This is a genomic window from Streptomyces sp. NPDC057682, from assembly GCF_042799575.1.
In the GTDB taxonomy this organism is placed as follows: domain Bacteria; phylum Actinomycetota; class Actinomycetes; order Streptomycetales; family Streptomycetaceae; genus Streptomyces.
This window is the reverse complement of the sequence record NZ_JBHVIN010000024.1, coordinates 59,449-73,412: the sequence shown is the minus strand read 5'-3', so window position 1 is coordinate 73,412 and position 13,964 is coordinate 59,449. Positions and strand designations below refer to the sequence as shown.

The following is a 13,964-nucleotide window of genomic DNA, read 5'->3' as shown; positions in this document are numbered from 1 at the left end:
CGTGCCATCCGCCACTGACAGTGGTGCCGGTCCGGGCGGGAACCGGCCACGCCCGCCCGGACCGGATTCGGTCGGGCCCCCGGACTCAGCCGATGGCCGAGGCGCAGGTGGTCGGAGTGGCGTGTGCCGGGTCGAGGGCGTTCGCCACCTCGTGGAAGGCGATCCGGTCGACGGTGCCGATCGCCACGTGCTCGGACACGTCGAGCGGGCACAGGTCCTGGAGCAGGACGTTGCGCACACCGGGTCCGTCCAGGAACTGGGTCCGGTACGGCGTCACGACCTCGTCGTACCGGGTGGAGATGACGGTGTAGCGCACTCCCGGGACGGTGTCGGGGACCGAGTTGAGCTTGGTGACGAAGGGGGATCCGGCGACCTGGTCGGCGAGTCCGGGCGTGCCCGCTTCGAGCAGGTACGCCGCGCCGGGGAAGTACGGCAGCAGCTTGGTCAGGCCGAGGAGCGTGGTGCCGTGGTTGTCGGGTGCGAGCCCGACGAGGGCGTTGACCCTGGCCGCTCCGCCGAGGAACTTGAGGTAGTAGTTCGGCATCATGCCGCCCTGGGAGTGGCCGACGAGGTCCGCCTCGGACGCGCCGGTGGCGGCGAGGACCTTGTCGACGAAGGCGGCGAGCTGTCCGGCCGACTGCTCGACGGGGCCGAGGCCGTTGAAGACCGGCACGCCGGGCAGTTGCCCGTAGTCGAGCGAGTAGACGCAGTAGCCCCGTTCGACCAGGTAGGGCGCGAGGACCAGCCAGTTGTCGACGGAGTTCCCGAAGGTTCCGTGGACGAGGACGACGGGGCGGGGGTGCGCCGCCGACGGGGTGCAGGAGTAGTCGTTCCAGCCTCGGGAGGCGGCGGCGGGGGCGGCCGTCGCGGCGGTCGCCGTGGGGACGGCGGCGGCGACGGCGAGGAGCAGTGCGGCGAGGACGGTACGGGTGCGCGGCGCGCGGGTTCGGGACGGCATCGTGCGGTCTCCTTGCGGCTCGAGGGAGGTGCGATGTCTGTGCGCCCTGCGGCCCGGACCACGGGTTCTGCGGCACGCGAGATTCGGCGTGCTCATGCCAAATTACGCAGGAGTAGGGTCCTCTGGGAAGTTACGCGTCGGTAAAAAATGTTCGCTCCCACGGCGCGGACGCACGCCCCGCCCCGCCCTCCAGGGGAGTCCGGCGCACCGATCAGGCCGCGAGCCGCCCCGGCATCACGGCCCTCGGCCCGAACCGCTCCCTCAGCCGGTCCGCGACCGCCTCGATCCGCCGCGCCCGCTCGTCCACCGGATCGAAGGTCAGCTGGTGCGCGGCCCGCCCGGCGTCCCCGAGCCCCTCGGCGCGCAGCGCGATCCCCCGCACCCGGGCCCGTTGCAGACCGAAGGAGTCGTGGATCCGGTAGGCGAGCGCGGTGAGGTCCGCGGAGTGCGCGGTGGGCTCCCGGAGCGCACGACTGCGGGTCAGCGTCGCGTAACCGGTCCGGTCGGCGCAGCGTACGGAGACCGCGAGCGAGCGGCACACCTGTCCCGTACCGCGCATCCGCGCCCCCAGCTCCTCGGTGAGCGACATGAGCGCGCGCCGCTGCCGCTCGCGGTCCAGTTCGTCGCGCGGGAAGGTCCGGTCGGCGCCGAGGGAACGGGCTGCGGCGTCCGGCACGACGGCGCTGCGGTCGATGCCCTGCGCCCGCTCCCACAGCTCGCGGCCGGTCCGCACCCCGGTGATCCGCTGGAGGGTGCCGAGCGGGGCGGCCGCGATCCGGCCGACGGAGTCGAGCCCGTAGCCGCACAGGGCACGGGCCGTCGCCGGTCCGACCCCGTCCAGCGCGGCGGCCGGCCGGTCGGCGAGGAAGGCCGCCTCCTCCCCGGCGGGCACCACGAAGGTCGTCCCCGGAACGGCCCGGCGCGCCGCCATCCGGGCCAGCATGGGGTTGCCGGCCGCTCCGATCGCGCAGTCCACCCCGTGCAGGGCCAGGGCGCGGACCCGGATCACCGAGGCCAGCCCGGCCACATCGCGCCCGAAGTAGCGCAGGGCGCCGCGCACATCGGCGAGCGCCCCGTCCGGCGGCGCCGCCTCGACGAGCGGGGTGAACGAGCCGAGCAGCGCGAGCAGTCCGGCGTAACCGGCGCCGTCCGGGGGGTCGCCGTCGACCGTGCGAAAGCGCAGGCAGAGGATGCCGGCCGGCCCGCTCATCCCGCGCTCCCCGGGCTCTGGTGCCACAACTTCCTTCCGGTCGGCGCCCCTTCACCGGCCGGCCGGAGATCGGCCCAGGGGTTCATCTCGTACCCGGTGGGCATCCTGATCCGCCGTCCGCCGTCGTCGGCGGCCGGTTCCTCCGGGGCGCCGCCCTCCTCGCCGGCCGCCGCCGTCCCTGAGGGCCGCGCCAGCCGGTCCGCGACCGCGTCGAGCCCGCCGGTGCGGCGGAGTTCGGCCAGCTCCGCCAGGTTCCAGGCGGCCGCGCCGACCACGCTCAGACTGCGCGGCCCGCGCCGCTGCACCACCCCCCGCACCAGCAGCAGCCAGGAGTGGAAGACGGTGTGGGCGCAGGCGGCGTGGCTGTCGTCGAAGAAGGCCAGGTCGACCAGGCCCGTACCGTCGTCCAGGGTGGTGAAGACGACCCGGCGGCCGGAGCGGATCGGCGGGGTCTGGGTCGCCGCCTTGGCGCCCGCGACCAGCACGGTGTCCCCGTGCCTCGCCTCGCGCAGCCGCTGGGCACTGACCACGCCCAGCTCCTCCAGGAACGCCCGGTGATCGCCCATCAGATGGCGCGAGACGTCCATGCTCAGCACGCCCAGTTCGGCGCTGAGCCGTTCCGCCTCGTTGAGGTCGGGCAGGCCGAGCGAACCGGTGCGGTGGCCGCCGCCGAGCGGGAGCTGCGCCCCGGAGCCCGCGCCGCGCTGGGCGCGGTGCAGTTCGGACAGATGCAGCAGCAGATCGCGGCGGTTGGCGCCGAACGCGTCCAACGCGCCGACCTGGGCCAGCCGTTCGGCGGCCGGGCGGCCGGGGCGGGCCCGCTGCCAGAAGTCCAGCAGCGAGGTGTACGGCTGTCCGGCCTCGATCCGGGCGACCTCGGCCCCGCTGATGCCGTGGACGTCCGAGAGCGCGAGCCGCAGCCCCCAGCGCCCTTCCCTTCCCCTTTCGTCAGACACCAGTTCGATTTGATGAGCGGCCGCCGACCGGTTCACATCCAGCGGCAGCACCGGCACCCCGCGCCGCCGCGCGTCCGCCAGCAGCAGCCGCTTCGGGTACATCCCGGGGTCGTGGGTGAGCAGCCCGGCGTAGAAGGCCGCCGGGTGGTGCGCCTTCAGCCAGGCCGACTGGTACGTCGGCACGGCGAAGGCGACCGCGTGCGCCTTGCAGAAGCCGTAACTGCCGAACGCCTCGATGATCTCCCAGGCACGGGCGATCACCTCCGCCCCGTACTTCCGCGCCGCCGCGTGCCGGGCGAACCAGACCCTGATCCGGCCCTGCGACTCGGGGTCGGAGAGCCCGCGCCTGACCCGGTCGGCCTCGTCCCGGCCGCAGCCGGTCATCAGATGGACCATCTCGATGATCTGCTCGTGGAAGACCACCACGCCGTACGTCTCGCGCAGCGGCTCCTCCAGGTCCGGGTGCGGATAGCGGACCGGCGTCCGGCCGTGCCGGGCCTCGATGAACGGGCGCACCATGTCGGCGGCGACCGGACCCGGCCGGAACAGCGAGATGTCGACCACCAGATCGTGGAAGTCCGCGGGCTGGAGCCTGCCCACCAGATCGCGCTGGCCGGGCGACTCGATCTGGAAGCAGCCCAGCGTCTCGGCGGTCCTGATCAGCCGGTACGTCTCGGGGTCGCCCGGCTCCACGCCGTCCAGATCCACCTCGCGCCCGGAGACCCGCTTCACCTCGGCGACCGCGTGCGCCATCGCCGACTGCATCCGCACTCCGAGCACATCGAGCTTGAGCAGCCCCAGGTCCTCCACGTCCTCCTTGTCGAACTGGGACATCGGGAAGTTCTCGCCGCTGGTGGGCACGACGGGGGTGCGGTCCAGCAGCGTGGCGTCCGAGAGGAGGACCCCGCACGGGTGCATGGCGGTCCCGCGCGGCAGCGCGTCCAGCGCCTCCACCAGCTCCCAGAGCCGTCCGTACTTCTCCTTCTCCCGTGCCACCTCGCGCAGTTCGGGCAGTTCCTCCATGGCCGCGAGGGCGTCGCGGGCCCGGATGTGCGGGAAGGCCTTGGCGAGCCGGTCGGTCTCGGCCGGGTTCATGGAGAGCGCGGCGCCGACGTCCCGGATGGCGTGGCGCACCCGGTAGGTCTCGGGCATGGCGACGGTGGCGACCCGTTCGGTGCCGAAGCGGCCGATGATCGCGCGGTAGACGTCGAGGCGGCGGGCCGATTCGACGTCGATGTCGATGTCGGGGAGCACGAAGCGGCGCTTGGACAGGAAGCGCTCCATCAGCAGTCCGTGCTCGACCGGGTCGGCGTGGGCGATGCCGAGGAGGTGGTTGACCAGCGAGCCGGCCCCGGAGCCCCGGGCGGCCACCCGCACCCGCATCTCCCGGATGTCGTCGACCACCCGGGCGACGGTGAGGAAGTAGGAGGCGAACCCGTGGTGGGCGATGATGTCCAGCTCGTGGTGCATCCGCTCCCAGTACGCGGGCCTGCGGTCGTAGCCGCGCAGCACCATGCCGGCCGCGGCGCGCGAGGCCAGGACCCGCTGGGCGGTACGCCGGTCCGCGCCGACCAGGCGCGGTTCGGGGAAGTGGACGGAGCCGATGCCGAGGTCGGCCCCGGGGGCGACGACGCAGGCGTCGGCGGTGCGCCGGGTCTCCTCGATCAGTCCGGCCCCGGCGCCGGGGGCGAGACCGGCGGCGGAGGTGATCCGCTCGGCGGTCTCCGCCATCGCGCGGGCGTCCTTGAGCCAGCGCTCACCGCTGTCGAGCGGGGCGCGGCGCGGGTCGACCGGAACCAGCCGGCGGGCGGAGTCGAGCACATCGGCGACCGGGCCCTGCCCGGGGTCGGCGTACCGGACGGCGTTGGTCAGCACGGCCCGCACCCCCTGTTCGGCGGCGAAGCCGACGGTACGGGCGGCGAGCCGCAGCGAACCGGGCCCGGTGCCGTCGCGGCCGTGGTGGACGGCCTCCAGCCGCAGGCCGTCGCCGTACAGCTCGCGCCAGGGGGCGAGCAGCGCGGCGGCCAGGTCGGGGCGGCCGGCACTCAGCGCCCGGCCCACCTCGGAGGCGGGGCCGAGCAGCACGGTGAGCCCTTCGGCGGGCAGCGCGGAGCGGGCGAGCAGGGGGCGGCTCCCATCGGGCACATCGGCGTGGGCGGCGGTGACCAGCCGGCACAGCCCGGCCCAGCCGAGGGCCCCGTCACGGGCGAGGAAGGTGACACGAGGAGCCGATTCATCGACAAAGGCACCCCCGCGGGCCGGGGTACGCGGTCGCGGCGTCCGCCCGCCGGCCCCGGCGCCCGGCGACCCACCGGACTCGACGCCCGGCCGCCCGCCGCCTCCCGCGCGCGGGGCTCCCCCGCCGTTCACGCGCGGGTCCGGTGCCACCGCGAGCTCCACCCCGAAGAGCGGCCGGATCCCCTCCCGCTCACAGGCCTTCGCGAAGCGGACCGCGCCCGCCAGGGTGTCGCGGTCGGTCAGCGCGAGGGCGTCCATCCCCCGTTCGGCGGCGCGCTCCGCCAGCCGCCCCGGATGCGAGGCGCCGTAGCGCGAGGAGAACCCGGAAACGGTATGCAGATGCGTGAACCCGGGCACCCGCACCTCCTGAACCAATCCGTACTCACCACCCCCTCGCTCTCCACCATAGACCAAGTTTCGAACATTCGTACGATACGCGAGCGGGGCTCCCCCCTCTCAGCCATTCGGCCCGGCCCCGCCTGCGTGAACGCCGGGCACGCCGGACCGTGGGGGCATGACTTTCGCTGACGAGGTGAAGAACGCCGTCACTCCACGGGCCACTCTGCTCGTCCTCGGCGTACTGGCACTCCAGCTGCTGTTCATCGCCTCGTACGTGGGGGCGCTCCACAAGCCGAAGCCCACGGACGTCCCGTTCGGCGTCGTCGCACCCCAGCAGGCGTCGGCCCAGCTCGTCACCGCGCTGCAGGACCTGCCCGGCGGCCCCCTGGACCCTCGTACGGTCACCGACGCGGCCGCCGCCCGGCAGCAGATCCTCGACCGCGAACTCGACGGCGCCCTGATCGTCGACCCCAGGAGCACGCGCGACACCCTGCTGGTCGCCTCCGGCGGCGGCACGGTACTGGCCGAGTCACTGAACAGGATCGTCAAAGCGGCCGAGCTCCCCCAGCACCGCACGGTGCGCACCGTGGACGTCGCCCCGGCCTCGGACGAGGACTTCGACGGGCTCTCGTCCTTCTACCTCGTCGTCGGCTGGTGCGTGGGCGGCTACCTCTGCGCCTCGATCCTCGCGATCAGCGCCGGCACCCGCCCCGCCAACCGCCGGCGCGCGGTGATCCGCACCGGCGTCATGGCCCTGTACTCGATCGCCGGCGGCATCGGCGGCGCGCTCATCATCGGCCCGATCCTCGGCGCCCTGCCCGGCAGCTTCTGGGGCCTGTCCGGCCTGGGCGCACTGACCGTCTTCGCCGTCGGCATGATCACCCTCGCCCTGGAGGCCCTCACCGGCATCGTCGGCATCGGCCTCGCCGTCCTGATCGTCGTCATCGCGGGCAACCCGAGCGCCGGCGGCGCCTTCCCCCTCCCTATGCTCCCCGACTTCTGGCGCGCGATCGGCCCCGCCCTGCCCCCCGGCGCCGGCACCTGGACCGCCCGCTCCATCGCCTACTTCCGCGGCAACGCCGTCACCGGCCCCCTCCTGGTCCTCTCCGCCTGGGCGGTCGCCGGCACCGCCGTCAACCTCCTGATGGCCATGCGCAGAAAACCGGACGCGGCTCCGACGACGACGGGACCGGAGGGGGGCACGACGCCGGCGTAACCGGGGCGGGGGCTTTGCACGCGGACGACCTGGGCCCACCCTGATGCGGTACGGCAGCATTCCGCATCCGTCCCCCTGGACGGCCGAAAGGGCGATCCGCATGAGCATCTCCTACAACCTCGATCTGGCGACGGAGCTGACCGCTTCACAGGTCGCCCGTGAGCTCTGCGACGTCGCACGATCCGCAGGGCTCTTCGACGATTCCCTCACCCCTCGGCTGCTCCTCGACGACGGCGCGCTGACCACGAAAGGCACCTGGGTCCGTGTGGGCACGGAGACCCCGCAGCCGTGGAATCCCGTGATCGAGGACCTGGGGTTCACCCCGACGGTAGCGGCGGTGTTCCAACTCGGCAGGGCCGGTGACTACGTGGACCAACAGGACGACATGATCCGGCTGGTCTCCGGGCTGCTGAACCGGACGCCGGGCGACGCCGTACTGCACTTCCAGTTCGAGGTCATCTGGCTGCTACGGCGGGGTCCCGAGCTGAGCCTCAACGAGCGCGACGACCTGTGGCCGCCCCACCGTCTCGCCGCCGTTTCTCAGCCCTTCCGCCGTGCCACCCACGAGTTCGCCCAGGAGTGACACGCGCACCGCGGCTCGGCCCTCATGCCGCCGCACCGCCCTTCCCGGCAACCCCGCCGCGCCCCGCATACACACACCCCACATTCCCCCCGCACATTCCCGCCGCACACCCCGCGCGCGGGCGCGACGCACCACCTCAAGGCCTCCCAGTTTCTCTCCACGCGCCATCCCCGTAACGACTTTGATGGGTCATCATCTAGTGGAGCGGGGAAAGCCGGACACGCGCCGTGTCCGCATGATTCGCGAGGAGGCACCGAGTGCGCAGTCGCGTGCGCGCGGCCGATGGGCGGCAACTGGTGGTGGAGCGGCTGGGGGATCCCCGCGGCAGACCGGTCTTCCTGCTGCACGGGATGCCCGGCAGCAGACTCGGCCCGGCGCCGCGCGGCATGGTGCTCTACCAGCGCAAGACACAGCTGATCACCTACGACCGGCCGGGCTACGGCGACTCCGACCGGTTGCCCGGACGCTGTGTCGCCGACGCCGTCCAGGACGTCCGCGCCATCGCCGACCACATCGGCCTCGACCGCTTCGCGGTGGTGGGGCGGTCGGGCGGGGCCTCGCACGCCCTGGCCTGCGCCGCGCTGATGCCCGACCGGGTCACCCGGACCGCCGCCCTGGTCGGCCTGGCACCCCGGGACGCCGAGGGGCTCGACTGGTTCGAGGGGATGGCGCCCTCCAATGTGCTGGCCTACACCACGGCGACCGCCGACCCCGACGGGCTCGCGCAGTCCTTCATCTCGCGGTCCGCGGTGATCCGGCACAACCCGGTCCGGCTGATCGACGATCTGCGGCGGGAGCTGACCGACTCCGACCGGATGGTGGTCAACGACGCCGGGGTGCGCACGATGCTGCTGCGCAACTACAGCGAGGGGCTGCGGACCTCGGCGTACGGATGGATCGACGACGCCCTCGCGTTCAGCCATCCCTGGGGCTTCGACCCCGCCTCCATCACCGGCCCGGTGCTGCTGTGGCACGGCGAGAAGGACGTGTTCTCACCGGTCTCGCACACCCGCTGGCTGGCGAGCCGCATCCCCGGCGCCACGGTCGTGGTGGAACCGGCGGCCGCGCACTTCGACGCGCTGCACGCCCTGCCCCGCATCCTCAACTGGCTGCTGGACACCTGAGGGCCGGGAGCGCCCGGCGGAACCGGGCGCTCCCCTCCTCACACCGCCTGCGGTTCCAGTTCGCGCTGGAACCTGCTGTCGTCCCGGGCGATCCGGGTCAGCGGATGGTCGTCACCGAGCTGCCGGGACAGTTCCTCGACCGCCTCGGCCCTGACCTGGGCCGCCTCGTCGCCCCGTTCCATCGCGTCGAGCGTGACCGCCATGTTCGACTTCATGGACAGCGTCTCCGGATGATGCGCGCCCAGGGCGTCCCGGAACTGCACCGTCAGCCGTCGTTCGGTCGTCAGCACCAGGTCCAGATCACCCCGGTCCGCCGTGGCATTGGCCAGGTTCATCACGCTGAACAGCGTGTTGGGGTGCTCCGGCCCGTACACCTCGCGCATCGAGGCGACCACCCGGGTCAGCACGATCTCCGACTCCTCGGCCGCGCCGGTGCCCGAGAGGTACACCCCCAGGTTGTTCAGGGCCGCCAGGGTGTACGGGTGCTTCTCCCCCGGCACCTTCATGTACTGGTCGACGACCTCCTGCGCGGTGTCCCGCGCCTCCTCCGCCTCGCCCGCCGCGAACAGGTCCGCGGCCAGATTGAGGTCACAGGCCAGCGACTCCGGGTTGGCGGAGGTGTACTTGGCCCGGTAGCGGGCCCGGGTCGCCACCGTCAGACGGCGGGCGTCCTCCAGCCGGCCGGCCCGGCGCAGCGAGACCGCGAGGCTCTTGGCCGCGCTGAGCGTGCCGGGGAAGGACCGGCCGAGCGTCGCCTTGTAGCTGTCGTAGGTCCGGCTGAGGATGCCGACCGAGTCCTCGTACCGGCCGACGTCCCGCAGGTCGCGGGCGAGGTTCATGGCCGAGGAGAGGCTGTACGGATGCTCCTCGCCCAGTACCTCCCGCCGCCGGTCGAAGACGTCCTGGTCGATCTCGCGGGCCCTCGCGTACTGGCCGATGGACCGCAGGGTGAAGGCCAGGTTGTTGGCCGCGGCCAGCGCCCTGGGGTGCGATTCGTGGAAGATCTGGTTGAACCCTTCGGTGGCCTCCGTCGCCAGCTCGATCGCCCTGGTGTACTCGCCGAGCGTGCCGAGGTCGGTGGCCAGGCTGCTGGTGCTCATGTACGTGTGCGGATGCTCCGGCCCCAGCACCTCGCGCTGGGTGGTCAGGGTGATCTCGTCGAGCTCCCTCGCCTCCACGTACCGGCCGCGCGAGCGGTAGAGGTTGGAGAGGTGGAAGCAGAGGTAGAGGTACTGGATGTCCCGCTCGCCCAGCGTCTCGCGCCAGATCTCGCGCAGCTCCTCGCAGAGCGTGCTCGCCGTCCTGAAGTCACCGCGCTTCCACAGATAGCGCACCCGGTCGATCAGCAGCCTGCGGGCCTCGGGCTCCTTGCAGTTGCGGGCGTCGGACGGGCCGAGGTGCGGCCATATCGTCGCGAACTGCGGCCAGTTGGCGGGGTTGTCGATCGGTTCGTCGTCATCGGGGCGGGCACCCGCCAGGATCCGGTGGACCGCGTGCCGGGCGTCCTGCTGCTCCTCCTCGGTGAGCTGGGCCCGGATGACGGCCTGGACCAGCCGGTGCACCTGGATGGAGTTGGAGACCTGGTCGACCTTGGCCAGGGCGAACCGGCCGATCTCCCGGATGACCCGGCCCAGCACCAGCTTCTCCTGGAGCGAGGCGTCGTACGGCTTCAGCGCCTCGATCATCTCCTTGCTGTACAGGAGGTTCCCCGAGATCGGCTCGGGTGCGAAGAAGGCGCAGAGCTGGAGCAGCCGCACCGCCGCGGGCGAGCGCTCCTTGAGGCGCTGGATGGAGATGTTCCAGGTCGCGGCGACCGGCTCGGGGTAGCCGGCCGGCTGGTTGAGGGCCAGGACCTCGGGGGCCTGCTGGGCCAGCATCTCCAGGTAGGTGTCGATCGGGGTGGCGGTCTCCGCGATCCACGCCGCCGCCTGCTCGACGGCGAGCGGCAGATCGCCCACCGCGGTGGCCACCTGGGCGGCGTCCTCGTCGCTCAGCCCCGGCGCCCTGCGCTGGAGGTGCTCGATGGACTCCTCGCGCAGGAAGACGTCGACCGGCAGCGCGTCGCCGTGCTGCGACCAGGCCTGGTTGCGGGAGGTGACCAGGATGTGGCCGGAACCGCCCTGCGGGAAGTAGCGGCGGAGCCGTTCGGGATCGTCGGCGTTGTCGAAGACCAGCAGCCAGCGGTCCGACGGCACCCCCCGCCGCAGCAGGTCGACGGCCTCCTGAGAGGCGGCCGCCATGTCGTCGCCGCCCTGGGCCCCGAGCCGGACGGCGAGTTCGGCGAGACCGGCGACCACGTCGTCGGTCTGCTCGGACGATATCCACCAGACCAGGTCGTAGTCGGCCATGAACCGGTGGACGTACTCCAGGGCGACCTGGGTTTTGCCGACGCCGCCGAGTCCGTACAGGGTCTGCGGCTGCGGCAGGACGACCGCCATGCCGCCGCCGAGCTGGTCGCGCATCCGCTCCAGGACCAGGGAGCGGCCGGTGAAGCCGGGGTTGCGCGGCGGCGCGTTCCAGATCCGGGGGACGGTGCCGGGGAAGCGCGGGCCGGGCGAGACGGCGTCGGTGAGCTGCACCGGCCGGTCCAGTGCGCGTAACAGGGCGGCCGTGGCGTGCACCTCGTCGAGCCGGAACAGATCGACGGGGTTGCGGTCGATGTAGGGCGCGGAGAGCCGGACGTCGCCGACCCTGAGCGGCAGCAGATGGCGTCGCCCGCCGCCCGGGTCCTCGGCGACGGCCCGGTCCCAGAGGTTCACCGCGCGCTGCGACTTGAGGTAGGCGCTGGAGAGCAGCACCACGGTGCGGGCGGCGTTCTCCGAGGTGACCCCGGTGTCCTGGGGTTCCCGGTCGGCGGAGACGTCACGGGGCACGACGCGGAACCCGGCCCGGGTCAGGACGGACTCGATCCAGTCGGCCCACATCCGGTTCTCCGCCACATAGCTGAGGAAGAGATCGGCGGGCAGCGCGGGCCTGCGCCGGGTGAAGGCGTCCCGGATGCGCAGCCGCACCTCTTCCCCGACCGGCGGCATCGCGGTGATCTGCTGGTCGGTGATGACGGCGGTGAGCCGCTCGAAGGCGGAGAGCAGCGAGTTGGTGAGCCCGGCCTCGTCCCCGAAGGTGGCCAGGGTCTCCTCGTAGGCGTAGTAGGGGCGGTACGGAATCTCCACCGCGCCCCAGTAGGCGGTGAGTTCGTCGCCCGACAGATCGCGCGGCAGCCGGTCGAACTTCAGCCGGGCCAGCGCGCGGCCGGCGTCCGCCTTCTCCTTCTCGCCCTCGTCGATGCGCATCGGGACGGGGAAGATGGAGATGGGGCGGCCGGTGTACCGCTCGGAGATCTGCCGGGCGACCGAGGCGGCGCCGTCGATGGACTGGTCGCTGAGGGTGAAGCAGTCGACGAGGACGTCGGGCAGGTGGACGGTGCAGATGTCGGCGATGTCGCTGAGGCCGGTACGGCTGTCGATGAGGACGTAGTCGTAGTTGGCCTTCATGTCCTCGCGCAGCGCGTCGAAGAAGTGGCCGCCGCCGAGCCGGTCGTAGAAGTTGTCCCAGTCGAAGGTGGAGACGGTCGCGGAGTACTCGCGGTTCTGCCGTCCGGCGGAGACGAAGTCGAGCGTGCCGCCCTGGGGGAACTCCCAGCCGAGCGCCTCGGGGGTGAGCGAGACCGCGTGCGGCTGGATCCGCGCGTAGTCGCGGTGCCAGTCGTCGGCCCGCTGCACCGGGCTGGTGGCGGCCCAGGCGTACTCGGTGATCAGATCGATGACGCCGGTGGTGGCGCCGAGCGTCGACGGGTCGAGGAAGGGGTGGAAGAACCGGTGGAGTCCGGGCGCCTCCAGGTCCCAGTCGACGGCCAGGACCCGCTTGCCGTTGGCGGCGAGGATCCAGGCGGTGTTGGCCAGGGCCATGGTGCGCCCGGTGCCGCCCTTGTACGAGTAGAAGGTGACGATGCGCCCGTCACGACCGGCCGTCATCCGTGTCCTCCGCATCCGTCGCAGCGTCATGTGTCTCGGGGATGTACTGGGTCTGCGCCATCGGTCCCATCAGCCGTGTCCGTTCGGTGGGGCCTCCGCCGCCGGTGGCGGGCAGATAGACGGCCGCGTGTCTGAGGTACTGCTGGGCGGCGACCTCGACCACCTGCGGCAGGATCTGGCCGAAGGCCTCCATGCTCGGTACGCCTTTGGCGGCGGCCCGGCAGTAGGCGCGGCCCTGGCGCATCTTGGTGGGCATGGTCCGCTCCAGCTTGGCGGTCAGTTCGGCCTCGGCCGCCCGGCTCTCGTGGTCGTCGCGGTTCCAGGGGACGATCATCGTCACCCAGGGGCGGTGCTCGGCGTCGAAGGCGGCGAGTCTGCGGCAGCGCTCCTCGTCGCGGAGCGCCCAGCGGTCGACGAGCAGGATCTCCGGGGTGGCGGGTCCCTGCTTGATGCCGGGCGGGCCGGGGTCCTCGTCGAAGGAGGCGATGGTGGCCTGGTAGTTGAGGGAGCGCACCAGGTCCTCGGCGACATAGGCCAGGGGCCGGGCGGCGTCGGGGTGGTAGGGGTTCCAGTCCTGCGGGTTGTCGCCGTAGTAGTCGGCGTTGCGGCCCTCGGGCAGGTCGTGGCGGGTGGCGGCGGCGATAGTGACCTGCATCGGGCGGGGGCCGCCCGCCCCGCCGCCGGCCGAGCCGAAGGCGCTGGGGGCGAGCCGGTAGTCGACGGGCCGGCCGGTGCCGAGCCGTACCGTGTCGGCGACGCTGACGATGCGTTTGGCGAGTTCGTAGACGGCGCGCTCGTACTCCTCGTTGAAGAGTTTGAGCTTGATCAGTCCGTAGAGTCCGTCACTGACGTAACGGTCCCCGAAATCACGGTGGTTGAACTGTAATCGTTCGGCGGGTCCGGGCAGCTGGCTGGGCGGCACGGGCACCCAGAGGGCCGGGACGATCGCCTCGGCCGGCTGGTTGGAGCGGGCCCGGTGGTGGATGGCGCGCTGGGCGAACGCGTACCACTCCTTGCCGCACATCTCACTGGCGAAGTAACGCGGCGAGAACAGCGGTACGAACACCCGGCAGGTGGCGAGCACCTCTCCGAGCCGTTCCGACCAGCCCTCGCCGGAGCGTATCTCGCGGTCTATGAAGCCCGCGGGGGCGCCGGCCGGCAGATCGGTCATGGCCATCACATGGCCGCAGAGATCCTGGAAGAGCCGCTCGACCCACATATCGGGGTCCGTGCCACCGCCGTACCCCGGTGTATGGGCGTAACTCAAGAAGAAGTACGGCCGATGGTCCGCCGCTCGCTGCTGCGTCGTCCCGTGCACACGACCCCCGTCCTGTGTGAGCACCCGCACCCGAGGAGTGAAGTGAATGCG

The 13,964-nt window shown here is 72.4% G+C and carries 8 protein-coding genes; 3 read left to right on the top strand and 5 right to left on the bottom strand.

Annotation, left to right across the window (positions count from 1 at the left end; all coding sequences use genetic code 11):
• Nucleotides 1-85: 85 nt before the first annotated feature.
• From ACFVDM_RS34295 to ACFVDM_RS34285, 3 genes are all read right to left on the bottom strand, one after another.
• Nucleotides 86-958 (bottom strand): esterase/lipase family protein, encoded by an 873-nt coding sequence (locus ACFVDM_RS34295; protein WP_383649911.1) that lies wholly within the window; start codon nucleotides 956-958, stop codon nucleotides 86-88.
• A 211-nt stretch (nucleotides 959-1,169) separates the two neighbouring features.
• Nucleotides 1,170-2,168, bottom strand: a complete 999-nt coding sequence (locus ACFVDM_RS34290; RefSeq protein WP_383649908.1) for a helix-hairpin-helix domain-containing protein — start codon at nucleotides 2,166-2,168, stop codon at nucleotides 1,170-1,172.
• The gene (locus ACFVDM_RS34285) at nucleotides 2,165-5,719 is read right to left on the bottom strand and encodes a DNA polymerase III subunit alpha (RefSeq protein ID WP_383649905.1); all 3,555 of its coding nucleotides are present in this window, start codon (nucleotides 5,717-5,719) and stop codon (nucleotides 2,165-2,167) included. Before ACFVDM_RS34285 ends, ACFVDM_RS34290 begins: the two co-directional genes overlap by 4 nt.
• Nucleotides 5,720-5,876: 157 nt before the next feature.
• Between ACFVDM_RS34285 and ACFVDM_RS34280 the strand changes: the two genes are divergently transcribed.
• The 3 genes from ACFVDM_RS34280 to ACFVDM_RS34270 all read left to right on the top strand — a co-directional run bounded on the left by ACFVDM_RS34280 (nucleotide 5,877) and on the right by ACFVDM_RS34270 (nucleotide 8,624).
• Nucleotides 5,877-6,917 carry a DUF3533 domain-containing protein gene (locus tag ACFVDM_RS34280; protein ID WP_383649903.1) on the top strand — a complete coding sequence of 347 codons (1,041 nt, stop codon included), beginning with the start codon at nucleotides 5,877-5,879 and terminating at the stop codon, nucleotides 6,915-6,917.
• 100 nt (nucleotides 6,918-7,017) lie between these two features.
• A complete protein-coding gene (locus ACFVDM_RS34275) occupies nucleotides 7,018-7,500 on the top strand; it encodes a SitI3 family protein (protein WP_383649900.1) in 483 nt (160 codons plus the stop codon).
• 257 nt (nucleotides 7,501-7,757) lie between these two features.
• Entirely contained in the window at nucleotides 7,758-8,624 is an 867-nt protein-coding gene (locus ACFVDM_RS34270; RefSeq protein ID WP_383649898.1) for an alpha/beta fold hydrolase, read from the top strand.
• 38 nt (nucleotides 8,625-8,662) lie between these two features.
• Here the strand turns inward: ACFVDM_RS34270 and fxsT are convergent, their stop codons facing one another.
• Nucleotides 8,663-12,595 (bottom strand): FxSxx-COOH system tetratricopeptide repeat protein, encoded by a 3,933-nt coding sequence (gene fxsT / locus ACFVDM_RS34265; RefSeq protein ID WP_383649895.1) that lies wholly within the window; start codon nucleotides 12,593-12,595, stop codon nucleotides 8,663-8,665.
• Entirely contained in the window at nucleotides 12,579-13,937 is a 1,359-nt protein-coding gene (gene fsxC / locus ACFVDM_RS34260; RefSeq protein ID WP_383650140.1) for an FxsC protein, read from the bottom strand. The genes fxsT and fsxC overlap by 17 nt, the downstream gene beginning before the upstream one ends.
• Between the last annotated feature and the right edge of the window lie 27 nt (nucleotides 13,938-13,964).

Bases quoted from the DNA above. Each gene is read 5' to 3' on its own strand.
- ACFVDM_RS34295 (WP_383649911.1), bottom strand. From the start codon at position 958: ATGCCGTCCCGAACCCGCGCGCCGCGCACCCGTACCGTCCTCGCCGCA.
- ACFVDM_RS34275 (WP_383649900.1), top strand. From the start codon at position 7,018: ATGAGCATCTCCTACAACCTCGATCTGGCGACGGAGCTGACCGCTTCA.
- ACFVDM_RS34280 (WP_383649903.1), top strand. From the start codon at position 5,877: ATGACTTTCGCTGACGAGGTGAAGAACGCCGTCACTCCACGGGCCACT.
- ACFVDM_RS34290 (WP_383649908.1), bottom strand. From the start codon at position 2,168: ATGAGCGGGCCGGCCGGCATCCTCTGCCTGCGCTTTCGCACGGTCGAC.
- fxsT (WP_383649895.1), bottom strand. From the start codon at position 12,595: ATGACGGCCGGTCGTGACGGGCGCATCGTCACCTTCTACTCGTACAAG.